Source organism: Aerosakkonema sp. BLCC-F183 (assembly GCF_041929145.1).
Taxonomy (GTDB): Bacteria; Cyanobacteriota; Cyanobacteriia; order Cyanobacteriales; family Aerosakkonemataceae; genus Aerosakkonema.
In genome coordinates, this window is sequence record NZ_JBHFNU010000002.1 from 12,113 (window position 1) to 37,319 (window position 25,207).

Here is a 25,207-nt window from a genome sequence, read left to right on the forward strand (position 1 = left end):
TTCTGCATTTGTTTTGGCTATACCTGTCCCAACTTGGCTTTTGATTGAGTTGTGCATCAACAATCTGTTGCCACTGCTGCCCACTGCATCAATCCCGCTTGCCCGCGTCCCTATCCCCAGAGTATAGGGAATAATTTTTGCAACATTTGTGGAGCGACGCTGCGTCTTAAAAATCGCTACATTCCTCTAGAAAGACTGGGATTCGGCGGATTTGCGGCTATATATTCAGTCTGGGATATCAAGACGCAGACAGAGCGAGTGCTGAAGGTTTTGTTGGAAACTTCACCTAAAGCTTTGTCGCTGTTTGAGCAAGAAGCGATGGTGCTGGCGAGTCTGCGTCATCCGGGAGTACCGAAGGTAGAGCCAGATAGTTATTTTCAGGTTATCGTAGGCGATCGCCAAGGGCAGTTGCTACCTTGTCTGGTGATGGAAAAAATCGTCGGTCAGACATTGGCGGATATTCTCAAGCACCATCCCCAAGGTTGTCCGGAAAAGTGGGTAGTCAACTGGCTCAATCAGGCGGTGCAGATTTTGCGAGAATTGCACTTACGTAAAATTATCCATCGCGATATCAAACCGTCTAACCTGATGCTGCGCCACGGAACAGGACAATTGGTACTGATCGATTTTGGTGGCGCAAAACAAATAGGCCCCGCTCATGCCAATTCTCAAGCTAGTTCGACGCGATTATTTTCACCTGGATACAGTCCCCCAGAACAGATAGCTGGGGGTGTGGTGGGGCCAAGCGCCGATTTTTATGCACTGGGTTTAACTTGCATTCAGCTACTGACGGGTCAATATCCCCCGGATATGGAAGATCCGAAAACGGGAGAATTGCGGTGGCGTCAATATGCTAAAGTTAGTTCTGGGTTGGCTGCATTGCTGGATGATATGGTGCGATCGGATGTCGATCGACGACCTAGCAACGCCAGAGAAATGATTAAGCGTTTGCGGAAGATTTCTCCCGGACAAATCACACCAAATTTGGCGGTGGGGGATTTGTGGAAAATTATCCCCAAAACGCTACAAATATGTCTGAATTTACTCTTAGCTGCGCTAGCACTAACCTGGAAATGGACGAAATGGCTGTGCGTTACTGCTTACCATCTCACTATCCAACTGATTAAAGCTTGCTTCGGTACGCTTTTGCAGATGGTCAGCGGGGGGATAGGTGCGGGTGTGGGTGCGGGAATAGGCTTTTGGTTAGCCGATCGCTCTCCCCATAATTTTCACATACCGGGTGCGATCGCACAACAATTACCTAGCTGGGTTTCTAATATAGCGATCGCTGCATCCAAACCGCAAATGATTTTATTCGCCGCCGCCGGTTTGGGAACAGCTTGGGGTTTGACCCAAGCTAAAAGTTTGGGTCAACAACAACGACGCTATTTAATAGCAGGAATAATGGGCGTTTTCGGTTATGCGGTTGGTTGGTTAATTTTGCAAAGAGTCGCGCCATCTGGAGTCATAGCACCCGATGATTTGGTAATTATGACCGCAGTTGCAGCGTTTTTGCTGACTTTGGGATTGGGATTGCCCAGTCACGATTTGGTTCATGCTGTATTTACTGCGATCGGCACAGCTAGCATCTTTGCAGGTTTAGTCACCCTCACCGTCAAAATTTTGCCCGTGTCTGCTCTTTTCGGTTTTTCTGATGCTTTTTTCCATACCCTCAATTGGACTAATTTCGGTTTCAGTATTATCTTTTTTAGTCTTTTGGGAATCATTCTTGGTTTCTGGTTAGGTGTGAGTTATTATATTTTTGTACCTTTTCTGCGTTTCTTAGGTTTTCGTTGAATATCCAGCGGCAAATACTAGAATTTATAGAAACAGTTGTTGTCTATAAATTTCCCAATTTAGTTGCCGTGAGGTCTGGTATAATAATGCCATGAGAACAGCCTACCAGTACAAGTTACGCCCAACAAAACAGCAAGCCGCCAATATTGACAAGTGGCTTGCAATGTTGTGCGCTCAGTACAATTACTTGTTAGCTGATAGGTTTAATTGGTACGAACAGAATCGTTCTCCTGTTAACGCTTGTCCTCTTGTTTGTCATCTGCCAGAATTGCGAGACAAACCAGACTATTACTCCCAAAAGAAAACGCTACCTCAACTCAAGAAATCGCAAGAAAGGAAGCAACCGTAGACAGAAAGCCGTCAAGCAGCTAGGGAAACAGTATAAGAAAGTTGCCGATAAACGGAAAGATTTCCATTTCAAAACAGCGAACTGGCTGTTATCAAAATATGACGTAGTTGCTCATGAAGATTTAAACGTTAAAGGGCTTGCTCGTACACGATTGCGTAAGTCCGTGTTGGATGCTGGGTGGTCAAGCTTTCTGTCGATACTAACAAATAAAGCCGAAAATGCTGGTTTGTTGGTTGTCCCAGTCAGTGCCCATAACACATCACAGGATTGCTCCAATTGCGGCGAAAAAGTACCTAAAAAGCTGCACATTCGTTGGCATGACTGCCCTCACTGTGGGTGTAGTCTAGACCGTGACCATAATGCAGCTATTAATATCAAAAACAAGGCGGTAGGGCAATTCGTCTTTAAAGCTCAGTTAATGTCCGACGGGATACCGGGAGTCGCTGAGAAGCCTACACCATACTGTACTGAGTTGGTGTAGGAGTTGTCACGTCGAGAGGAAATCGAAGCTATGCTAGGACTGAACTTGCTCAGACAAACCAGAGTGTATCAAGAAGCCCGCGAAGAAGGAATTGTAGAGGGAAAGTTACAAACTAAATTAGAAATGATCCCTCTGCTACTGGATCTAGGATTAAGCATTCAGGAAGTTGCAGTACGCTTACAACTTGACGAGGAAGTTGTAAGAAAAGCGGTAGAAAATCGCTTTTAAAGCCGATCGTAAAATTCGTTTGCGAATCGGAGAAGTTCAAACATATCTGTGTTCATCTGTGTTCATCTGTGGTTAAAATTATTAGGACTTACGCAGAACATCTAAATGTAGTGTCAATTCATGAATTGACACTACTAAATATAGTGTTTTTTCAAACAGGCTGCGTAAGTCCCGATTATCTGCAACTCACTTCTCAGATATGCTCTGATTAACAATATGGCATCGCGTCCGATCATTATTGCCCACCGAGGCGCAAGCGGTTGGCGTCCGGAACACACTTTAGCTGCGTATGAATTGGCGATCGATCTGGGGGCAGATTTCATCGAACCAGATTTAGTTTCTACTCAAGATGGCGTGTTAATTGCGCGTCACGAAAATGAAATATCCGGTACTACCGATGTAGCCGATCGCCTGGAATTTGCCAGCCGCAAAACTGCTAAAATTATTGATGGTGAAACTGTCACTGGCTGGTTTGCTGAAGATTTTACCATATCTGAAATCAAGACGCTACGGGCTAAAGAACGTCTGCCGTTTCGATCGCAATCTTTCAACGGCTTATTTTCCGTCCCTACTCTGCCAGAAATTATCGATTTAGCTAAACGCAAAAGTGCGGAAACTGGGCGGACGATCGGTATTTATCCAGAAACCAAACACCCGACATATTTTGATAGCATTGGTTTATCTTTAGAAGAACCTTTAGTGGAAATTCTCCACGCTAACGGCTACAATAAAGCAGACGCTCCCGTTTTCATTCAATCATTTGAAACAACGAATCTCCAACAACTAGATCGATTGACAGATTTGCCGTTAATTCAGTTACTCAGCAAGACCGGCAAGCCTTACGATCTCGCAGTTGCAGGTGATTCTCGTACTTATCAAGATTTAACTTCACCAGATGAATTAGCCAAAATTGCTGCATATGCTGATGGCATTGGCCCAGATAAACGGGCGATCGTACCAGCGGATGAAAACGGGCGATTGTTATCGCCTACATCTTTAATTATAGATGCTCATGCTGTCGGTTTGTTGGTGCATCCTTACACTTTTCGCAATGAAGCGCAGTTCTTAGCACCAGATTACCATAATAACCCAGAAGCCGAGTACGAGCAGTTTTTTCATCTCGGTGTAGATGGATTGTTTACTGATTTTACCGATACGGCTGTTCGCGTTTTGCAACGCATTAGAAGCTAGAAAGTCAAAAGTCAAAAGTTAAAAGGCAAAAATAAGAGGAAAGAGCCAATCCAAAATCCAAAATCCAAAATCCAAAATCGCATGACTTGCTTAATTGCCTTCCCGTTGCATTCGGCGCACATCAGCGATAACCTCTCTCACTATTTTGGCATGAGGAGATTTAATGCGATCGAATATTTCCAAAGTGGACTGCAAATAAACGAGTGCTGTGAAAAAATCGCCCTGCGATGCTAACAGTTGACCTAGCATTCCCATTGTGGTAGCTTTGCCCTCAATATTGACGCTTTGTTCTCGGAATTGTAAGGACTGTCGATATAGTTCGATCGCATCCTCAACTCTACCCATTTGTTGATATAATTCACCTAACTGGTGCAATGTATCCGCTTGACCTTCGATATCGCCAATCCCTTCTTTTAATTGTAGAGATTGCCGATATAAATTGTTGGCTGTTTCTATTTGTCCGTGATGGGCGTAAATAACTGCCAGAGAATGCAATGTGGAGCTTTGACCCTGGATATCGTTGATACTTTCTTTGAGCTTTAGAGACTCTCCAAATAGCTCGATCGCATTCTCAACTTCTCCCTGATTTGCTTTCAGGATTGCTAGCTGATGCAGCGTCGTCGCTTGACCCTGGATATCATTTATACTTTCTTTTAGCTGGATTGATTCCTGACACATCGCGATCGCATCTTTAACTTCACCTTGATTCGCTTTCACCATTGCCAAAGAATGCAGCGTTTCCGCTTGTGTTTCCACATCGCCAATGCTTTTGGCCAATTTCAGAGATTGCTCGAACAAAGCGATCGCTTTTTTCATTTCTCCCTTGTTGGCTTTCAGCGTCGCCATCTGGTATAATATAGTAGCTACACCTTCCGCATCGCCGAGTCGATCGTATAGTTTTTGGCATTGCTCGTAAAGACGGATCGCCTCATCGATTTTCCCTTGGTTGGCTTTGAGAATTGCCATTTGATACAACTTCTCTGCCTTCCCTTCAGTATCGTTTCTGCGATCGTCGGCTTCTAGTGCTTGCTGTAAAACAGCGATCGCTTGCTCGATTTGTGTTTGCTGGGCATTGCGGTTGACCATGCTTGCCGATTTTTTTCCTTCAGATATCATATCTGTGTTTGTTTACAGGATTAATGTACTGTGCGAGTACGATCGCTGTATGGCATTTATTTAACTAATGTATGTACATCGCATTTTTATAATTTTTCACCAGCCGATAGGAGCATTCTGAATGTAAAATTTCAGAACCTTCTCCTATCCGATCGTTATTTTACTCCCATCTCGGCGTCTGCAAATCTTAATTTAGTCCAAAATTATTCGGTATAAATCATATCGCGTCCGGTGAAATCGGTTGTGTATGTTTGTAGCAGAGAAGCACTCCGGCGACAGTTGCTTTCTCAAAACCAATAGATATTATACCGGGATGCTTACCCCTCCCCTTACACAACCCAATAAACAAACACAGATATCACAAATACTAGGCGAGACACTCTACAGGTGCGGTAATCTCCTCCCTGCACCTGGGATTGGCAGCATAATGGAAAGGTTATATTAAGTAATGTAAAGCTATAATCGCAAATCAGAGTCAAAACAAATGGGCATATTCGGATTCGGTAAAAAGCTAAGCTTACCCACACCAGAACAAGCATTGCCGGGACGTGGGGAAACCATGCCAGTCCCCGCGAAACACTTCGTCAACGGCAATCCGCTCAAACCTCCATTTCCCGATGGTATGCAAATGGCAATGTTCGGGATGGGGTGTTTCTGGGGTGCAGAACGCAAATTTTGGCAGCTTAACGGAGTATACACGACCGCAGTCGGTTACGCAGCCGGGTTGACACCCAACCCCACCTATCAAGAAGTATGTACGGGGATGACCGGACATAATGAAGTAGTTTTGGTTGTTTTTGACCCCAAAGTTGTCAGTTACCAAGAACTTTTGAAAACCTTCTGGGAAAGTCACGACCCCACCCAAGGAATGCGTCAGGGTAACGATGCTGGCACTCAGTACCGTTCCGGTATTTATGTTTACTCGGATGAGCAAAGAAAGTTAGCCGAAGCATCGCGAGACGCTTATCAAAACGCGCTTAAAGAATCTGGTTACAGTAAGATTACCACAGAAATTCTTGCTGCGCCTGCATTTTATTACGCAGAAGGTTACCATCAGCAATATCTGGCCAAAAATCCCGGTGGTTATTGCGGTTTAGGCGGTACAAAAGTTTGTTTTCCCGGTATGGCTGAAACAGCAGTGAAGTAACACCAGGTACGTAGTTGCGCTTGAGCGCTCAAGCCTAAGTTCTCTGTAGGTTGGGTTGAGGTGACGAAACCCAACATTACTCTAACCACTGCCCGAACTAAATTACTCTTTTGACAGTAAATATTGTATAAGTCCCAGTCAACATTTCTGCTTTCATATGTAATGAAATGTAATCAAAACAAACGATATCAGAGGAGAGCGATCGAGATAAAATACTGCCGATAAAACTTTCGCTCTCACAATGCGCTTTGTAGCGCAGGGAACATATGCGTCATTTGATTTCGTTGTTGAGGCGTGAACGCAAACAGCAAAAATTGAAACCGCCAAAGAAAAGGGACAAACGCCTAGTCCGTTTTGTCACAAGTATATTTTTTGTAGTCTTGGGTTTAGTAGCATTTCTCGCTTTGGGATTTCAAGCAGAAAAAGCTAAAGCCATCGAAATTGCAGATAGTATAATGCGATCGAATTGGCGAAGCACCTCTTTCCCAGTCGAAAATTTTCAACGCTATTCATCTGCTTACGGTTATCGGTTAAATCCCGATGGTTCCCCCGGATGGGGATTTCATCGCGGTATAGATATTGCCGCACCCGCAGGCAGCTACATCCGCAGTTGGTCAACCGGTGAAGTTGTCGAAATTGCGAACGATCGCCTTTGCGGAACCAAACTTGTGATTAAATCGGGTGAGTGGCAACACATTTACTGTCACCTCAAAGGGCGTGCTGCCAGCTCGCCGCAGGGTAATTACCTCAACGACCCCGAAAGCGGTCTGCAAATCTGGGAAGGACAGCAGGTCAACGCAGGTATCCGCATTGGCAGAGTCGGAACAACCGGCAGAACTACTGGCCCTCACCTGCACTGGGGTCTTAAATACGATGGCACTTATGTCGATCCCGGTTTAGTTCTTCAGGCAATGTATCAGCAACAACCTCGCGGTTATAGGTGGTAATCGGTAATCAAGGAATTTGAGATTTTAGATTGGATTTCAACCTAAAATCTCAAATTTCTGATTAGCTACTAATTGCTGAATACAGACCAACCCTTTTGATGTTGTTCGGGTAACGTTGCATACTCAGAAACAATTTTACGGAATTGATCGCCGTCAATTGTCTCTTGGTCTACAAGTTGATCCACCAAGCGATCGATCAAAGTGCGATTCGATCGCACAATTTGTTTGGCATGAGCGTAGCAATGGTCAATAATTGTGCGTACTTGTGCATCAATACGGGTAGCAATTGCTTCCGAATATTCCGCTCTCGGCCCCAAGTCGCGCCCCAGAAACACTTCATTGCCTTGAGTTTCCAGCGCTAGAGGCCCCAAGTCCGACATCCCGAAGCGCGTCACCATCTTCCGCGCCAGCGAGGTCACCTCCTCCAAGTCACCCCCCGCACCGGTAGTGATTTCACCCTCACCAAAAATCACCTCTTCTGCCGCTCGACCGCCCATAGTAGCGGTGATATCAGCCAAAATCTGAGCTTTCGACTCCAAACCCAACTCTTCGCCAGGGCTAAACCAAGTTAAACCCAAAGCGCGTCCGCGAGGCAAAATCGTCACTTTTTCTAAAAGATTGTGCTGCGGGAGAAGAGTACCGACAACCGCGTGACCGACTTCGTGATAAGCAATCAACCGTTTCTTACTGCTATCTACTAGGGGCGTCCGTTCCATACCCGCCACTACCCGGTCAATGGCATCGTTAACTTCCAACATGGTGATGGCATCTTTGCGCCGACGCGCTGTCAGAATCGCCGCTTCGTTGAGCAAATTCGCCAAGTCAGCACCGGTAAATCCGGGAGTGCGGCGGGCAACTGCTTCCAGAGAAACTTCTGGGGCCAGTTTTTTGTTGCGAGCGTGAACCTTTAAAATATCCAAACGCCCTTTGATATCGGGGAGATCGACAATAATTTGGCGATCGAATCTTCCCGGACGCAATAAGGCAGCGTCGAGAACGTCGGGACGGTTGGTAGCGGCGATGACGATAATACCGCTATTACCTTCAAAACCATCCATTTCCGTGAGCAGCTGGTTGAGAGTTTGCTCTCTTTCATCGTTACCGCCACCGATACCCGTACCGCGCTGACGCCCTACCGCATCGATTTCATCGATAAACACGAGACAGGGAGCGTTTTCTTTCGCTTTTCTGAACAAGTCGCGCACGCGGGAAGCACCCACACCCACGAACATTTCCACAAATTCCGAACCGGAGATACTGAAAAATGGCACCCCAGCTTCCCCAGCAATAGCCTTCGCCAGTAGGGTTTTGCCGGTTCCCGGCTGACCGATCAGCAATACGCCTTTGGGAATGCGAGCGCCTACAGCGCTGAAGCGTTCTGGCTGTTTGAGGAAAGTGACGACTTCGGCGAGTTCTTCTTTAGCTTCTTCGATCCCGGCTACATCGTCGAACTTGATGCCGGTTTTGGCTTCCATCTGGAAGCGAGCGCGGGATTTCCCGAAATTCATCGCTTGGTTAGAAGCATTGGCAGATCTCCGCAAAATCATCAGCAATCCGGAGATTAACAGCAGCACTAAGAGCAAATTGATTATAAAGCCCATAGCTGCTGTGCGATCGGCTGTGGGTTGCTCGGAAAAGTCTACGCGCTTGGAGCGCAGTCTGGCAATTAGCTCTGGATTTTGCGTAAATACACTCACCGTCGCCTGGGTAGTTCCTTGCTTTTTATCCTTTTTATTTTTTAATAAGGTGACTTTGGCAACCTGTTGGGTTGGATCGATCTCAACTTTGGTAACTTCGCCAGCATCTATTTTCTTGAGCAGCTCGGTGTAAGTCATCGATTGCTGCTGCTGTTGCTGTGCGGAAGCGACGAGGGGTAAACTTCCCAGCAAAACACCCTGCATTATCAACCAACTGGCCGTCATCGCAAAAGTTCCGGCCAAACCTTTTTTGGGTGCCTGTCCGATCCATTTTTGTATTCGGGAATTTTTCATCATGCGATCGTCCTTTTTCTGCTGCTATTACCCACCGCCAGCCTTGGGAATTGAGAATATGTGCTGACAAATCCAGTTTAACGAAGCTGAGGCAGTCTCTGGGTAAAGTCGAGATATAGCTAGGGCGTCGGGCGTCGGGCGTCGGGGAAGAAGCGCTAGAGGGATTAGATGGGGTGGATTGTGTCGGGATTTGTGCGATCGCACAAGTCTGGAACAAGCTTGCCTTAGAGATGAACAGCAGGACTGAAATGGCAAGGGCGATGATGGAGAAGCGGAAAATGAGCGAGCGATCGCTAAACAATGTACATAGCGGTCTAACGGTGAAGTTGTGCGGCGGCAGATAACCCCAAACGCTTACCGATAACCTATGTATCGTTCGCACGCAGTGTTACGTGGCTGACCAACTTGCAGAAATACAATATTCATACAGTTCTTTTTTACAATTGCGTTTTCTAATAATTTCTGTATGAACATCTGAATAACCAAGAAGACGCATAGACGCAGAAAGCAACGCTGCTGTATCAACCATATTTCCAAAAAAGGTTGAATTTCCTACGATGTAATGTAGTTCTGCCCTATCTTGAAGAATAGATCTCACAGAACTTAGATGCAAATGCATATCATGGAAATACTTCAGCACATAACTTGATAGAATCTGAGCATTTTTTCCATCACACAATTTTATCTTTTCTACGATTGAAAAAATCTCCTCTGGTAAGTTCTTTTCTTGCATTTGCCAAGAGATTAATCGGCTAGTTGCGATTCCCCATGTTCCACCAACTGCTAACCAATCTAATTCCCCAGCTTCTCTTGCTTCATTGAGAAACTTTGTCCAATACATATAAGGACGCAGTTCACGAATATAACTTATTCGATTTGGATAAGGAGGTGAGGTAATTATCCTATTAGCTTTTATATTTTCCAAAATAGTGATGTTACGAGCATCCATTTTAATTATCTTGGCGTTGCCCAAAATCTGGATTTCAGCAGTTTTCAAGATGAAATTGAGAATGTTTAAAAAAAGCTCTTCAACATATTCAATCTCGAAATGTATTACTTGGTCATTGAACGACATAGAAACGTGATTAAAGGCTGCCGATGAAGTTTCAATGATTAAGCGGCAAAAAGCAACCCAAACTAAACCACAGTTAATATCATCTGCCGGTTCCCCAAATTGATTCACTAAAGCAGTTCTCAAAGCAGCAATAATTTTAAGTGTTTGCACAGACCACCATCTTTCAATGTTAAATATCTGTGGAACCCAATGCTCTTGTTTAATAATGGTTTTGCACTCAGATAAAGCATTTTGTACCTTAGTTCGGATATCAGCTAAGTTTTGTTCAGAATAGTTTTGACATTTAACCTTTCCAAACCAAATCAGAAACGGATTAATATCGAATGTAATTGCTCTATATCCTTTTTCAGCAGAAACTAGCCCTGTTGTAGCTGTACCAGAGAAAGGATCGACAATAATTTCGTCTTTTTGAGCAGAAGTAAGAAGCTTATCAACTAGCTTCACACCATAAGCAGGTGTAAGACGCAACCACCCATGTCGTCTAAGACTTCGGTTTGCTTTAAAAGTATATTCGGATTTTTGTTTATTAACAACAGACATCAGTTCGCACTTAGTAACGCTTCCAATGTGACGTAAACCTCGCTCTTAATTGTAGCGGAGTTACGACGAAAAAAATCTGCCAAATCGTACCCCAAAACTTCTTGACAAAAAACAAATAAAGAGATTTGGTTAGTGCCTGACGTAATCCCGACAAGTATTCCTCCACGGCTATTTCGGTATCGCAGAACTAGGTCTGCATCAATCTGTGAGGAAAAAATAGCAAAAACTGGTAGATATCCATTAGCCCAAGCGACAGCAATATTGTCTATGTCTGCATTTTGCCTCTTGCTGTCTTTACTTTTGTATCCCTGCCGAACCTCAAATACTGCTCCTTTTGCTGGATTGGGTACCATTAAGGATGTACTGTAATCTGCTATCCACTTAACCACTCTCGCTTTGATGTCGGAATTTTGAATTGCGTCAAGTTCTAATCGGGCATCTAATGACAATGTTTTATCTTTATCGCTTTTCGTTTTAGTAATGTAAGACCAGGTTGCATTGCGAGGATCTTCATATCCTGCGCTATCTATTACAATCTGCCTGAATAAATTTTCACAGCCTTTCCCAATTTGCCGATAAACCGAAGTCATACCGCCAGCAGCTTTGTGTGCAGCGTACATTAAATCGGAATTTAGAGCGATCCAAGAATAAAAGGGGTCCGCACCGTAAAGTGATAAAAACCTGTCTAAATTAAGCCCTTCTTCTTTGTTACCCAAACCAAACTTTGGCTTGTACCGTCTGCAAACCTTAATCGGATCTAAAAATCTTTTGAGATACAGGTTATCGTCAGTCACGATGAGTTTTAAGCTTTTTATCGGACAACCAATTATACCTCCAACTCAGCCTTAACTACCGCACCAATCGCTTAACGGTGCTGTCCCTACTCAAATGCGATCGCCCCTCGCTGTAAGTTGGGTTGAGTCTGTCACGTCCTTGCTTGTGAATCAGTAGGTAACGTGAAACCAAACATGACTCGTTTGGGCGATCGCACTTAAGTTTAAGTATACAATGCGATCGCACAATTAGTGTTATGCGTGCAGCTATAGCTCCTCTAGCAACCTGTCATACTCCGTGTGTGAACCAACCCAAAACCAAATTACTGTGTCTCCATCCAATTGACCAACTGCTCGATAGTTTCTGCTAATACGGGCAGAGTAAATTGGCAACTCTGGATGTACCTTTTTGAAACGAAGACTTGGATAACTTGGGTCTTCTTTAAACTGACGATATGCTGTGCGGGTTTGCTCTTGCACCTGTTCGGGTAAATCAGCAAATAATTTACGGAACTCAGTAGTAGTGCGCGATTTCACAGCGTCTCTGGGTCAAGTTCTTGAGTTTTACCTGCACGGTACTCAGCCATTGCGGAAGCGGCTAGTTTTGCCAGTATATTCGGTGAGCGAGAAAATGATTCATCCCAACGTCGATCGTTCTCGATTTCTTCCAAAATCATTGCAGCGATCGCATTTTGCTCACTTTCAGGTAAGGTTTGTAGCGTAGCAATCGCACGCTCAAGTAACTCAGTCATCGCCACCTCACTCAGACCATCAAAGCCCTATTTTATTCATTATCGCGCTTTCGGGCAGATTGAGCCTAGTCCAAACATACCAGCGGAAGCATTTTCCGTATATCTTCAAGTGCGATCGCCCCTCGCTGTAGCTTAGATTGAGCCTGTCAAATCCTTACTTGTGAATCAGTAGGTAACGTCAAACCAAACATGACTCGATCGAGCGATCGCAATTCATCTCCATACATCTGCGGTCAAAAAAAATCAGGGTAATTCAGGAAATCCCCGAATTACCCTTAATTCAGATTCTAGATTCAATCCAAAATCCAAAATCCAAAATTTAAAATTGATTAAGCGATCGCCGCCATCCGCACATCGCTATTCGCCAATAACTCTTGCAGTTCTTCAGCGTCCACAGTTTCTTTCTCAATCAGCATAGCGGCTAACTGATTCAGCACATGGCGATTATTTGTCAAAACATCTTTTGCCCGCTGATAAGCTCGATCCACAAGACAGCGGACTTCATCATCAACAGTAGCAGCAGTTTCTTCTGAGAAATCGCGTTCTGCCATGATATCGCGACCCAAGAACATATTACCTTGCTGACGACCCAAAGCTACTTGTCCGACGCGATCGCTCATCCCAAATCGCATCACCATCTGACGCGCTACCCGCGCCACTTGCTGCAAGTCGCTAGAAGCACCGGTCGTCACTTCTTCATCGCCGAAGACAATTTCTTCTGCAACTCGACCGCCTAACAACATCGCCATCCGGTTTTGCAGATAAGAACGACTCAACAAACCGGAATCCAAACGGTCTTCGCTAGGTGTAAACCAAGTGATACCGCCAGCTTGACCGCGAGGGATAATGCTGATCTTTTGCACTGGGTCAAAGTCCGGCATTAACGCACCGACAACCGCGTGTCCGGCTTCGTGATATGCTACGACAGCCTTGCGCTTCTCGCTGATCACCCGGTCTTTCTTCTCTGGGCCAGCCAACACGCGATCGATCGCATCGTTGACTTCATCCATCGAGATTTCGGTCAAATTGCGACGCGCCGCCAAAATAGCCGCTTCGTTGAGCAAATTAGACAAGTCCGCACCAGTAAAACCGGGACTCCGACGCGCAATCTTTTCTAAATCCACATCTTGCGCCAAAGTCTTACCGCGTGCGTGAACTTTAAGAATTTCCAAACGTCCGGCAAAGTCCGGTCTGTCTACCACCACTTGTCTGTCAAAACGTCCCGGACGCAGCAGTGCCGCATCCAATACATCGGGGCGGTTTGTTGCTGCAATAATAATGATCCCGGTATTGCCCTCAAAACCATCCATCTCCGTGAGCAACTGGTTAAGAGTTTGTTCCCGTTCATCGTTACCGCCGCCCAAACCGGCACCGCGTTGACGACCGACAGCATCAATTTCATCAATGAAGACGATGCAGGGTGCATTGGCTTTGGCTTGTTCAAACAAATCGCGGACGCGAGAAGCACCGACACCCACGAACATTTCGACAAACTCAGAACCGGAAATCGAGAAGAAGGGAACTCCTGCTTCGCCAGCTACAGCACGGGCTAGCAGTGTTTTACCAGTTCCCGGAGGGCCAACTAGCAACACGCCTTTGGGAATTTTAGCTCCAACAGCGGTGAAGCGATCGGCGTTTTTGAGGAAGTCAACAACTTCGTTGAGTTCCAGTTTGGCTTGATCGATCCCCGCCACATCCCCAAAGGTGACTTGAGTTTGCGGTTCCATTTGCACTCTGGCTTTCGATTTGCCAAAGTTCATTGCCTGCGAACCCGGGCCATTCTGGGCGCGGCGCAACAAAAAGAATAATCCCACTAATAGCAGGATGGGGAAGAATAAACTGCTCAAAGCCCTCAGCCAGAAGGCGTCGTCGCTGGGAGGTAATACTGTTATATCAACGTTGTTTTTAGTCAGAAAGTTGAACAGTTCCGGGTCATTGGGAAGATTGACTATGACCTTGTTGCCGTTTGCAGCTTGGACGCGGGCCGTAGACCGATCGGCACTAATACTGACTTTCCCTACTTGTTTGCTTTCGACTTTTTGGAGGAACTCACTGTAACGCCAAGTCTCTCTCTGGGGTTGCTTGTTGTCAAAAAATGCGGTGGCCAATGCTACCACAACTAGGGCTAATAGTGCGTACAGCCCTGCATTTCTCCATTGTTTGTTCACTCTCGATCTATCCTCCTGGGGTTTTATCGTCTGAGGAGTTTTTCTATTTAACTTATGTAAATTTATTTTAACCTATCTGAGAAAATGGCAACCGATCGGTTATGGATTCTCTCAGTTTCTGGAAGCAAATATGAGAAGACGATAGGCCATTCGGGATGGGGCATGGGCCATCGCTCAATTTCCCCCGCTCTCCCCCTCTGCCGCTTTCCCCCTCTGACTTGATAATCTTATGGATGGGAACGACTTCTACAACACTGTTGCTGTAGGCGATCGCTTCAAAACCTGCTACCAGATCTGCACTCCAAGGTTTTTCCTCTACTATTTTATTTTGACTTTTCAATCCGGCAATTAGTTGCGATCGCATCAGTCCCGGTAAGATTCCCGCTTCCAGCGGCGGTGTCCACCACCTGCCATCTTGCCAGCCCCAAAGGTTACCTGTGCTTGTTTCTAACCAATTTCCAGATGAATCTAGCAAAATCGCTTCTTTAGCTCCGTATTGTTGCGCTTCTCTCAATGCCAGCCAAGCCGACAGGTAGTTACCTGTTTTATGTTCTGCTAACGAACGGCGAAATTTAGGTGCTTCTGCTAGCCAAGCTACGACGCCGGACTCTTGGCGAGCGCTCAAATCCTCCGGTAAATTTCTTCCTACAATCCATTCTCGCCCATCTGGAAATATAGCTATTCTTAAGACTGGAAAGTGGGCTTTTAAGGTTTCTGCACCTTGCCTAACTCTTTCCCAGTCTGGCTTTTGCCAACCAAATGTTTCCAAACTGCAACGAATGCGATCGCAGTGTCCCCCCCAATTTGTCTTGGCACTATTCAACGAGCGATCGTACACCCGCAGCGTCGTGAAAACAGTCGCTCCGTAAAGTAACCCCGCATCGTCTATCCCTATTTCCAGCGTCTTGCTTTCAATTAGCTTGCCATTATACCAGTACATTCCTTTTTCAAATAAATTGGAATAAAAGTAAATAGAAAAAAGTTTTTGCAAAAAGCTTTGGATGTTATGCTATCATCTTTATAATGGGAATATTATCGAAAATAATATTTTTTGAAATATTCCCATTATAAAGCAAGTATACAACAAGCGCTCAGGAAAAGTCAAGAATCCCCCGTCTTCATATCCAGTTAGAACAGAAGGAAAGCTAACGAGACCAAGAGCGACGGAAATTGAAGAAGTTTTCGAGGAAGTCTTGCATAGAAGGATTGCGATCGAGACGGAGATGACCCCAGTCAGCAGCAGTTTGAGAGTTGATTTCAGAGAGAGAGGGAAAGATAGTAGAGAGATTGGCGATCGCATTAATCTTAATCCGTTCCTGCATAGCCAGAGAAAAAACGTGAATCAACTCGCTAGCTTGTGGGCCAACCAAATGCACACCCAAAATTTCACCACTCTTAAGAACCAGAATTTTACAAAAACCAGTAGTTTCGCCGCGCATTTGGGCCTTATCCACAGCCTTAAAAAAGCGACGCAACACAAACACATCATCACCGTAGCGGCGTTTGGCTTGTTCTTCCGTCAAACCTACCCGTGCTAGTTCCGGATCGGAAAAGATAGCCCAAGGAATATGGCGGTAATCAACCTTGAAAAAAGGGAAGAACAGCATATTTTTGAGAGCGATACGAGCTTCGTAATTAGCTACATGAGCAAAACGGTAACCGCCCAAAACATCACCGCAAGCATAGATGCGGTGATTGGTAGTTTGTAACATTTGATTAACGCGAATACCGTGGCGATCGAACTTGACACCAACACCTTCGAGGTTTAAAGAATCGACATTTGGCTGCTGACCGACAGTAACAACAATTTCATCAGCTTCGATCGCGCGATCGCCCGCTTGAATCCACTTTCGATCGTCAATCCATTTTACTTGAGTCACCGGATGTCCCGTGAGAACCCGCACGCCCTCAGCTTCCAACTGTGCTTGAATCAAACGTGCGGCTTCCGGGTCTTCCTTAGTTAAGATATGGGGACTGTTGACCACCAGCGTCACGCGAGAGCCCAAACGGGCAAAGGTTTGGGCCAGTTCTATCCCCACCGGGTCGCCACCGATAAAAATCAAGCTTTTGGGCAAGTTAGTATTTGTCTGCTGCCAGATAGTATCGGGCGTAAGGTAACCGGTGCTTTGCAGCCCGTCAATATCTGGAATGACAGGACGAGAGCCGGTCGCGATCGAATAAGTACGCGATCGCAAAGGCTGACCGTTGACAACAAAAGCAAAATGTGGTTTGCGGCAGAACTCACCTTCGCCAAAAATGACATCTACACCGAGAGAAGCGAGAACAGCAGGAGAATGCTGTTCGTCCAGAGCGGAGACCACACTTTTAGCCCACTTCAAAGCCTCCGCAAATCGTACTCCTACATCGATACCTACAGATTCTGGGCCTGAATCCCAAAACACCCCAAAAGATGACGCTTCCCGCATTTGATGGGCAACCCGTCCCACCTGGGTAAAAGCTTTGCTGCATTTAGAGCCAGACTCAGACCAAGTGGAACCGAGTAGCGGAGATGCTACCAAGGCAACGCGGGCTTTGAGGTAAGTTGCTGCAACGGCGGTATAAAGTCCAGCCGGACTGCCTCCGATCGCAACGACATCGTAGTCAACCATACGATTTTGGATTTTCGATTTTGGATGAAAGGAATTAGGAATTTCAGATTTCAAATTGAAATTTGAAATCTAAAATCTAAAATCTAAAATCTGAAATTCTCCCCAACTTCGTCGGTAAGGATTTCTCTCAACCCATCGATCAGGCGTTGGTTATCAGCAACAGAGCGAACCGCTACCCGGAAGTAGCGATCGCCCAGTTCGGGAAAGCTCTTGCAGTCGCGAATGAGAATCTGACTGTGTTTGAGTAACTTTTCCTGCACCCGCGTACTGGGTGGAGACGATTGCACCAGCAGGAAGTTAGCAGCGCTGGGGTAAGGATGCAACCCAGGTAGCCGATCGACGCCTTCAAAGAGCTGAAGGCGAGCTTTCTCAAGCCAGTTCCAAGTTTGCTGCTGAAAAACCCTATCCTTAATGACAGCTTCGGCGGCAGCGGCGGCTAAAACGTTCACCGGCCAAGGGTCGCGCCACTGCTGCCAGCATCGCAGTCTAGAGGGATGAGCGATCGCATAACCGAGTCGCAAACCAGGCAAGCTGTAGAACTTGGTGAGACTTCGCAGGATGACCAAATTCGAGTATTCCTGCACCAACGGGATCAGACTTTCCTGACGATCGGGAGGCAGAAAATCCATAAACGCTTCATCCACAACTACCAAAGCAAATTGCTCCAGTAGTGGCACAATAGTCTCCATTAAAAACAGCTGACCTGTGGGATTGTGAGGATTATTCAACAGCAAACCTTGTTGGGAATTAGGAATCGGGAATTGGGAATTGGGAATTGGAAACTTCTGCTGCCATCCCCTATCCCCCATTCCCCAGTCCCCATCTGCTAAAGGGCACTCCACTACCGACGCGCCAAAAGCCTTTAGAGCCCGCAAATAGTCGCCAAAAGCAGGCGTTACCAGATAAGTTTTCTGGAATTTAGACAAATCCCAGCACGCCCAAGTCAGCAGTTCGGCAGAACCATTACCGGGCAGTATCCAGTCAGATGGTAAGTTATGTACCTCTGACAGACACGCCCGCAACTGCTGATAGTCGGGGTCTGGATAGGCTGCTAGATAGCTCAAGTTCGCTTGAATCGCTGCGAGAGCAGATTCGGGTGGCCCCAAGGGGTTGATACTAGCCGAGAAATCAACAATAGCAGCAGGGGAACAGCCTGCCAGCGCGGCTGCCCAAGCAATATTCCCCCCATGCAGCGGTCGATTCAACAAAGAATTTGTCTGGGTAAAACTATCAGTTCTGTGGCGCGACTTTTTCCTTAAACAGCTTGCCAGGAGAAAAGGCAGGCACCTTAGTCGCTGGAATTTCCATTTTATCCCCTGTTTTGGGATTTCGGCCTTCGCGAGCCTTGCGTTCGCGGGGCTCAAAAGAGCCAAAACCCACCAGCGTTACTTTATCACCAGAGGACACCGCTTCCACAATTGCTTCCAAAGCAGCTGTGAGGACAGCATCCGCTTGTTTTTTAGTCACATTAGCCTTTTCAGCTACGACATCGACTAATTCGCCTTTGTTCATTTTCTTGCTCGAACTCCTTAGAATCTGCTTTTAGTGACTTGTAAGCCCCATCCAACAGGCGTTGGCGTGGGGCAGCTGAACGAGTTTAAGTCTTCCTAAGAAGACCAAATTCTTCAGCAATGAGCGCACCTTTCAACTTAAAATCGCTGAAACGCTCATCAAAGCGAAGTTTCACTGCCCTATTCTAAGGTGTACTTGCCGAATATGGATCGACGGAACCTTTAAGATATATGGATTTCAGGAGTTTTTTAGGTGAGCCTTGACTCAAAAGCGTGTTTTTGAAGTCAAAAGTCAAAAGAAAGGGGCTAGGGGTTAGGGGTTAGGGGTTAGGGAAGAGGGGGAGTGGGGGAGTGGGAGAACGAGATAGCGGGAAGAAATTCTTAATTTTGACTTTTGAATGCCTGACTTTTGACTTTTAGCTCCCCCGCTCTCCTTTTTGACTTTTGAATGCCTGACTTTTGACTTTCTAGCCCCTAGACTACCGATTGCTACCAGGAGGAGTAAAACCGCCCCGCTGTAGCATTTGCTGCACTTCTGGCCCTGGTCTGTATCGGTAACCAAACGGTGAATTAGCCGAGTCATCAAGAATTTGAGGTGTCAGCATCACGATCACCTCAGCTCGCGTATTTGTTCTATTTGTGCGTCTAAACAGGGCACCAAGGATAGGAATATCGCCTAAGATAGGCACTTTGCTGACGGATGTTCGGTCTTGATCCTGAATAATGCCCGACAGAATCAGCGTCTGACCATCTCGCAGACGAACTTGTCCGGATACCAAATCCCTTCTGGAGAGCAACGAAATTGTGACAGAACCGGCGAGCGTAGCACCAGTACCTATAACTGAGGTGCTGCCAGGTGCTGTCACGCTGGGATTGACATTGAGAGTAATAAAACCGTTATCGTCAATGCGAGTGACCTGGATCTGAAGGATTAGACCAACAGTTCCTTTTTCTGTACTTACCGTGAAACTCGTACTGTTACCAGTGGTTTGCTGTTGGACAGTTTGATTCGTGATCACTTCTTGGCCCAAGTTGACTCTGGCAGTTTCTCCTTCTTGGATCACCAGAGTCGGATCGGTCAAAATCTTGGCGTTGCCACTAACAATCTGAGCCCGCAGTTGTGATAAGAAGCGAGTGGGGAACTGGAACAGCTGTGGCAGCGCATATGTAATTTGGTTACCCGTTATAGTACTAACACCCGGTTGCAAAGGGTTGATATCCGTACCAAAAGGAGCGCGGGGTAAAAGACCTTGAAACAGAGTGGTTGTAGGTGATGTAGGAGCTCCTGTGTTGCGGCTAAAGGGAGCGTTTTGCTGAGCATCTAAGAAAGCACTGTTGCCAGTAAAGGGACTTGGAATGACGGGAGCACTGAACAGACTACCACCCGCTTCTGCCGCCGTAGCCGGTCTGGTATCGCCAAAATTAACGACTGCGGCTCCTTGGTCAAATGTAAAGAAGCTTTTACCCAGTCCGAAGGAAAAACTGGTGCCAGCCGTATCTGTATTATCTAAGTTGACATCGACAATCTTGACATTCACCGCCACTTGGCGACGGCGGGCATCGAGCTGGGACAAAAACGCCGAAGCGATTTCGACCTTGCGCGGGTCGCCCACTAGGGTGATGGCGTTGAGACGCTGGTCGGCAAGTATGGATAAACCGGAAAGGATCAGGGGGCCATTTCCTCTTTGGGCTCTGAGTACTTTAATGTCAGGTTCTCTGATTTCAACTGTGCGAGCAGCTGCGCCTTCTCCAATGGTTTGGATTTGGACGCGAGTGATTGGTAGTTGCGTTTCTGCTCCTTGAGCGGTTAAGAAGTTGGCCGCATCGGTGACAGGAACTTGATTGAGTCGCAGACTCCGCACCACAATATTGGCGGCTGCTTCGGGTAAGCTTGGCCCTACAAAGACGGTGTTGCCGCGAACGTTGGCTTGCAAGCCGGTAATCCGCAAAACGGTGTTGAACACATCTTGCAGAGGTTCATTTTCAATATCTAAGGAAATAGTGCCATCAAGAGAGGGGGTAGCGCCCTGAGTTTGTCCGGGCTGGCCTTGTTGAGCTTGTTGTCCTTGGGCTCCAGTTCCTGTTTGCGGGGTTACAAATACAATGTTACGGTTAGCGGCGCGGGAGAGAAGCGATAAAACCTCTCGGATGGGAGCATCCCGCAGCAGTAGGCGGGGAATGCGTTCGGAAGAGCCGAGATCGATGACGCTAGCGGTGGGATCGACTTCAGAAACCGCTATGTCTCCTACTGGTGGCGCAACTGCTCTGGGCAGGAATGGTGGGGCAGGGCTAGCAGGTTGGATTGTACCGGCTGCTGGTGCCGGCCCGCCTTCATAGGTTATTTGTGGGTTGGGAACTAAAATATCTGGGGTTTGTGCGGCTGGGGCTGGTGGGGCTGGGGCTGGTGCGGCTGGGGTTTGTGCTGTTGGTGTTGAGTTTAAGGTGGGTGTGGTGGCCGATCGCGGTGCTGTGGGGCTGGGAGGAGAAGCTGCTACGGAAGCCCCAGCGGTGTTGAAGTTGAGGGTGATGGCTTGAGCTTCCCTACTGGCAACTTGTCCTGTGGGAGCGCTGTCGATCCCGGTGACGGTGACCCGGATGCTGTTGGCATCCAATTGGGTGACCGCGACGGACGCGATGCCTGGGGTGGGGTTTTGCTGCCTGAAATTGTTGCCTTCTCTTAGGCGCAGTTGCGCGTTGGTGATGTCTACGACGAAGGCGTTACGGCGTGGCACTGTGAATATTTGGGGCCGATCGCCTTCTTGGGTCTCCAGAACGAGTTGAACGCCCTTATCTGTTGGTTTTAGTCGCACTCCCGTCACTTGGGTTGCCGCTGCCCATACTGGCTGGCTGGCAAGGAGAAGCGCTCCTCCCCCAATTATTACTCCGGCTATTCCTTGATGCTGTTTCACCCTTTCCTCCTCACACAAATAACAAATTGGTATATGCTGGAAAGTTTATTGTCTTTCTCGGTTTACCAGAAGTTTACACTTTGTTTTTCTCGTCTTCGCATCAACAGCTACTTCTGTTTATTATTTGGCTGGCGCTGGTGACGGTGATGCCCCCGATGCGGCTGGCGCTGGTGCTACCGATTTTTGTTCCTCTGGAGTAAGAGGTCTGAGTACTTGCAGTTTAAAAGATGTGCTGATTTTGGTTTCCGGATTGCCGATCGGCACTATTTTGCCATCTTGCTGGTCAACTGCTATTCTTTGAGTTGTTTCTGCTAATGTACTCTTCAATTCTTTAACGACAGAGAGAGACTTTTGGCGCTCCAAGTCGATCAGAAATAACCTAATCTGATCGAAGGTTCCTTCTACCTGCACGTTGTAGACCTGACGGTATATTTTACCGTTAATCGGCGGTCCGAAAGAACTGTCATAGACTATACCGGAAGACGTGGGGTCTGGCTCAAATTTTGTCAGCCTTGCCTTGATTCTGTCTTCTGGTAGATTGCTATTTCTCGCATCAATGCTTTTGTTGAGATCGAACAGCAGGGTGTTTAAGCTTTTGGGATTGGCAAACAGAGATGTTACGCCTGCTTTTTGGCGTTCCGCATCTGCCACTTTTAGTTCTGCCGCTTTGACCTGTTCTTTGATTTTTTCTAGGTTTTTCTTTTTTTCCTCTTTTGTTTGAATTTCTGCTTTTTTCGTGTTGTACTCTTCCAACTTTGGCAGGACTAACTGAAAGGTGAGGAAACCCGCTCCCGCCAAACCGAGAACAGCAACGAGAGCGCCAATTACAGGCGGCGTCAACTGAATCCCAAATACACTGGGAGAACTAGAGTCGGCATCCCCTGAGCCTTGACCGGGAAAATTTTCAGCGACAGTCATTTTTTGAGGACTCCTTGTTGTTGAAGGTTTTCGACGCGAGTTACCAATCCCAATGCACCTTTAGTTTCCAGCTCTTTGAGCATTTCAGTTGCTGGCTTTTCGCTTTGGTAAGTTTCAATTTTGAATTGCACTACTTTTGGTAGTTTTGGCGGTTGAAAATTAGCGGTAGAGCCTGTCTGAGAGGGTGGCGCGTACAGCTGTACGGGATTGTCGATTAATGCCGCCGAAACGAGCTTTGTGTCTGTATCTTTAAAAAATGAGGATTTTTGAAGTGTCAGTACTAAATCGTTCACATTGCTGAACGAGTTGGCGACACCAACAAGCTCAATTCTGTCTGTGGTTGGTGGGGTGGGAGCGGGCTGGGCTGGGGTACCGGGTGGGGGAGCTGCTGGGGCTGTGGGAGGTGGGGCTTTGGTTTGTGTAATAGTTGTAACTTGTACTCCTGGTGGCAGTCGATCGCGAACATCCTGGAGTATGGCAGACCAAGGCTTCATTTGATCGAATACCGTAGCTAAATCTTTCGTTTCAGACTGGATCTGACCAAATTTAGCCAACAGTTCGTCTCTCTGCTTCTCTTGTGCCTGCAATCCGCCTAACTCTTGATCTAGAGTTACTCCTCTTGTGTTGAGCTGTTGTATTTGGTTATCTAAAAATAACCACGCACCGCCTGCTGCCAGTGGCAAAAGAATACCTACCGCTACCCCCGCAAACATCAGCATTTTTTGGTTAACGGGTATTTGTGGTTTAGGACCTGGAGAAGGTTGGTCTGGCAGAATACCTTCGCGGTCTTTCAGAAAATTAACTTCAAGACTATACATCTTTTTAAACCTCTCGTAATCCTAAACCGAGTACAACTCCCAATCCCGGTCGCTGCACTGCGGGTATTTCTTCGGTTACTTCTAGGGATAAAGCCGCCACCGGGTCTACTTGTGTTGTAGGCAAGCTTAACCGCGATGTGAAAAATTCATCGAGCTGTCCAATTCCACCGCCGGGACCTGCCAGCAGTAACTGGGCTACTTCTAGATTGTTGCTTTGATTGAGATAAAAGTCGATCGAGCGGCGCAGTTCGTCGGCTAGTTCGCCCAAAACTCTCATCATAGCAGCCATTCCCGGATTGAGCCCAGTCGAGCCGCTCCGCACGGCATCCACCGGGGCTGTGGGAATTGTCATTCCTTTGAGCAAGTCGGTGTTGCGAGAAGCGGGTAAATTCATCGCACGGCTGAGGGCACTTTGAATTTGGAACATACCGATCGCAACGGTGCGGGAAAATTGGGGCACACCATCCACAATAATCGCTATTTCGGTACTCTCAAATTCGATGTTTACCAGCACAGCGGCTTCTTGGGAAGAAAATTGCCGCAGTTGCTCTCGAATTGTCCGAATCAGGGCAAAACTATTAATCTCCAGTACGTCTAACTGCAATCCAGCTTGCTTGAACGTTTCGATGTAAGTATTGGTTACGTCTTCGCGGACGGCGGCTAGCAGCACCTGCACTTTTTCTATGCCATCCTCATCCGTGAAGAAACCCAGTTTCTGATAATCGACATCGGCTTCTTCGCGAGGAAATGGTAAGTACAGGCTGGCTTCGTGATTTAGTACCATATCTCGGAGTTCTCGCTCATCGAGCTCGGCGGGAACGGGTATAATCCTGACGATCGCTCCAGCAGCTCCCGGTATGGCTGTGGCAACGCGAGTAGCTTTTATTTTTTTATCCGCTAGCGCTGTTTGGATGAGTTCGGCCATTGTCGGCGGGTCGATAATCTGTCCTTCTTGAAAGACTCCTTCCGGAACTTCTATCGAGTGCAAAGTTACTAATTTAAAGCCCTGGCCTTGCTTACGCAGTTGGGCTATATTTATCCGTTCTGGCGCTAATTCGATTCCAATTCCTGGTTTGCGCTTGGAAAACAGATTCTTGAGGGCGTTAACCACTGTTGTAGTCCGTTCCTAATCTATAAAGAATAAGGTTGCAGCTGAAAAGGTATCTTGGGGGAGAGCGAGGCAATGTACTTGCTCTCCCACCAATTTAGCAATTGGTGGCAAAGAGCGGCAGACAAGGGAGACAGGAAGCGGTTACTTTTACAGGTTGCCAGCGATTACCGTAGGCCCAGATGACCTTTGAGGCAGGATAGTTATACCGATCCATTGCTCTTATCGCAGTTAGTCACAAAAGCTATTGACACTCCGCGCCGTGAACGGACGCGGATTCTTAAGAGATAAAAATCCTTAAAGGGTTAGCCAAAAACCCACTAGACACTCGCTCAAAATTGAGTCTGTGCTTACTTTTAAGCAAAATATTAGCACTGCCGTTTATATCTGCTGAAACAAGATGTTTATTTTTTGTTCGATACAATCCACGTTTAATCCTCATACCCGAAAACGCTTGTTTACTGGGATTGTCAGCATTGTAAACAGGTATATCGTCTTGGTCAAAAAAGCTGGCTTTAGACGAGTAAGATTCTTCTTGTTCAAGATATTCAATTGCACAGCGGTCACACAAAGCTTTCAGTTTTTGCCTCAGTTGCCAAAAAGGTATTTGAACAAAGTTTTGATTGTGAGAACGTCCCATGTTAATTTCTTGCTTGATACCTGGGTTGCACCCTACTATCAATTTGCCAATTTGATGCTTCAAGCAATGCTCAATTATTATGCGAGCAGCCTTGTTCAAATAATCTCTAACGCAATTGTTGCGCCATTGATAAAGTCGA

The 25,207-nt window shown here is 46.6% G+C and carries 22 protein-coding genes and 1 pseudogene; 7 read left to right on the top strand and 16 right to left on the bottom strand.

Annotated elements, in window-relative coordinates; genetic code table 11:
* Positions 1-51 precede the first annotated feature (51 nt).
* From ACE1CD_RS00090 to ACE1CD_RS00105, 4 genes and pseudogenes are all read left to right on the top strand, one after another.
* Complete coding sequence (locus tag ACE1CD_RS00090) at positions 52-1,797, top strand: serine/threonine protein kinase (protein WP_374820594.1); 1,746 nt, start codon at positions 52-54, stop codon at positions 1,795-1,797.
* Between the two features lie 91 nt (positions 1,798-1,888).
* Positions 1,889-2,627 (top strand): annotated as a pseudogene (locus ACE1CD_RS00095) (RNA-guided endonuclease TnpB family protein).
* Positions 2,628-2,657: 30 nt separating this feature from the next.
* The gene (locus tag ACE1CD_RS00100) at positions 2,658-2,855 is read left to right on the top strand and encodes a hypothetical protein (protein WP_374820597.1); all 198 of its coding nucleotides are present in this window, start codon (positions 2,658-2,660) and stop codon (positions 2,853-2,855) included.
* Positions 2,856-3,071: 216 nt separating this feature from the next.
* On the top strand, positions 3,072-4,046 hold the full coding sequence (locus ACE1CD_RS00105; RefSeq protein WP_374820600.1) for a glycerophosphodiester phosphodiesterase: 975 nt from the start codon (positions 3,072-3,074) through the stop codon (positions 4,044-4,046).
* A 90-nt stretch (positions 4,047-4,136) separates the two neighbouring features.
* Here ACE1CD_RS00105 and ACE1CD_RS00110 read toward each other — a convergent pair whose 3' ends face one another.
* On the bottom strand, positions 4,137-5,162 hold the full coding sequence (locus ACE1CD_RS00110; protein WP_374798488.1) for a tetratricopeptide repeat protein: 1,026 nt from the start codon (positions 5,160-5,162) through the stop codon (positions 4,137-4,139).
* Positions 5,163-5,646: 484 nt separating this feature from the next.
* Between ACE1CD_RS00110 and msrA the strand changes: the two genes are divergently transcribed.
* Together msrA and ACE1CD_RS00120 are read left to right on the top strand one after the other, a co-directional pair.
* The gene (gene msrA / locus ACE1CD_RS00115) at positions 5,647-6,309 is read left to right on the top strand and encodes a peptide-methionine (S)-S-oxide reductase MsrA (RefSeq protein WP_374820603.1); all 663 of its coding nucleotides are present in this window, start codon (positions 5,647-5,649) and stop codon (positions 6,307-6,309) included.
* A gap of 266 nt (positions 6,310-6,575) precedes the next feature.
* Positions 6,576-7,256, top strand: a complete 681-nt coding sequence (locus ACE1CD_RS00120; RefSeq protein WP_374798492.1) for a M23 family metallopeptidase — start codon at positions 6,576-6,578, stop codon at positions 7,254-7,256.
* Between the two features lie 68 nt (positions 7,257-7,324).
* Here the strand turns inward: ACE1CD_RS00120 and ftsH are convergent, their stop codons facing one another.
* Positions 7,325-9,247, bottom strand: coding sequence for an ATP-dependent zinc metalloprotease FtsH (gene ftsH / locus ACE1CD_RS00125; protein ID WP_374798516.1), 1,923 nt, complete (start codon positions 9,245-9,247; stop codon positions 7,325-7,327).
* 173 nt (positions 9,248-9,420) lie between these two features.
* Here ftsH and ACE1CD_RS00130 point away from each other — a divergent pair, with 173 nt between their 5' ends.
* The gene (locus ACE1CD_RS00130; protein WP_374798494.1) at positions 9,421-9,591 is read left to right on the top strand and encodes a hypothetical protein; all 171 of its coding nucleotides are present in this window, start codon (positions 9,421-9,423) and stop codon (positions 9,589-9,591) included.
* Between the two features lie 44 nt (positions 9,592-9,635).
* Here ACE1CD_RS00130 and ACE1CD_RS00135 read toward each other — a convergent pair whose 3' ends face one another.
* The 14 genes from ACE1CD_RS00135 to ACE1CD_RS00200 form a co-directional block, all read right to left on the bottom strand.
* Positions 9,636-10,862 (bottom strand): DNA adenine methylase, encoded by a 1,227-nt coding sequence (locus tag ACE1CD_RS00135; protein ID WP_374798496.1) that lies wholly within the window; start codon positions 10,860-10,862, stop codon positions 9,636-9,638.
* Positions 10,862-11,656, bottom strand: coding sequence for a hypothetical protein (locus ACE1CD_RS00140; RefSeq protein ID WP_374798498.1), 795 nt, complete (start codon positions 11,654-11,656; stop codon positions 10,862-10,864). The genes ACE1CD_RS00135 and ACE1CD_RS00140 overlap by 1 nt, the downstream gene beginning before the upstream one ends.
* Before the next feature lie 246 nt (positions 11,657-11,902).
* A complete protein-coding gene (locus ACE1CD_RS00145) occupies positions 11,903-12,172 on the bottom strand; it encodes a hypothetical protein (RefSeq protein ID WP_374798500.1) in 270 nt (89 codons plus the stop codon).
* Entirely contained in the window at positions 12,169-12,387 is a 219-nt protein-coding gene (locus tag ACE1CD_RS00150; RefSeq protein WP_374798502.1) for a hypothetical protein, read from the bottom strand. Before ACE1CD_RS00150 ends, ACE1CD_RS00145 begins: the two co-directional genes overlap by 4 nt.
* A gap of 329 nt (positions 12,388-12,716) precedes the next feature.
* A complete protein-coding gene (ftsH3, locus tag ACE1CD_RS00155) occupies positions 12,717-14,555 on the bottom strand; it encodes an ATP-dependent zinc metalloprotease FtsH3 (protein WP_374798504.1) in 1,839 nt (612 codons plus the stop codon).
* Between the two features lie 67 nt (positions 14,556-14,622).
* The gene (locus tag ACE1CD_RS00160; RefSeq protein ID WP_374820605.1) at positions 14,623-15,546 is read right to left on the bottom strand and encodes an aminotransferase class IV; all 924 of its coding nucleotides are present in this window, start codon (positions 15,544-15,546) and stop codon (positions 14,623-14,625) included.
* A gap of 154 nt (positions 15,547-15,700) precedes the next feature.
* Entirely contained in the window at positions 15,701-17,164 is a 1,464-nt protein-coding gene (locus ACE1CD_RS00165; RefSeq protein WP_374796099.1) for a dihydrolipoyl dehydrogenase family protein, read from the bottom strand.
* 83 nt (positions 17,165-17,247) lie between these two features.
* Positions 17,248-18,369: a threonine-phosphate decarboxylase CobD gene (gene cobD / locus ACE1CD_RS00170; protein ID WP_374820618.1), complete on the bottom strand. Its 1,122-nt coding sequence runs from the start codon at positions 18,367-18,369 to the stop codon at positions 17,248-17,250.
* A 25-nt stretch (positions 18,370-18,394) separates the two neighbouring features.
* Positions 18,395-18,676 (bottom strand): HU family DNA-binding protein, encoded by a 282-nt coding sequence (locus tag ACE1CD_RS00175; RefSeq protein ID WP_190469187.1) that lies wholly within the window; start codon positions 18,674-18,676, stop codon positions 18,395-18,397.
* 478 nt (positions 18,677-19,154) lie between these two features.
* Complete coding sequence (locus ACE1CD_RS00180) at positions 19,155-21,584, bottom strand: AMIN domain-containing protein (protein ID WP_374820608.1); 2,430 nt, start codon at positions 21,582-21,584, stop codon at positions 19,155-19,157.
* Between the two features lie 120 nt (positions 21,585-21,704).
* Positions 21,705-22,502, bottom strand: a complete 798-nt coding sequence (locus tag ACE1CD_RS00185) for a pilus assembly protein PilO (protein ID WP_374820611.1) — start codon at positions 22,500-22,502, stop codon at positions 21,705-21,707.
* On the bottom strand, positions 22,499-23,320 hold the full coding sequence (locus tag ACE1CD_RS00190) for a PilN domain-containing protein (protein WP_374796096.1): 822 nt from the start codon (positions 23,318-23,320) through the stop codon (positions 22,499-22,501). The genes ACE1CD_RS00185 and ACE1CD_RS00190 overlap by 4 nt, the downstream gene beginning before the upstream one ends.
* A 4-nt stretch (positions 23,321-23,324) precedes the next feature.
* The gene (pilM, locus tag ACE1CD_RS00195) at positions 23,325-24,431 is read right to left on the bottom strand and encodes a type IV pilus assembly protein PilM (protein WP_374796095.1); all 1,107 of its coding nucleotides are present in this window, start codon (positions 24,429-24,431) and stop codon (positions 23,325-23,327) included.
* Positions 24,432-24,708: 277 nt separating this feature from the next.
* On the bottom strand, positions 24,709-25,207 hold a 499-nt coding region (locus ACE1CD_RS00200; RefSeq protein WP_374820614.1), incomplete at its 5' end, for an IS200/IS605 family accessory protein TnpB-related protein.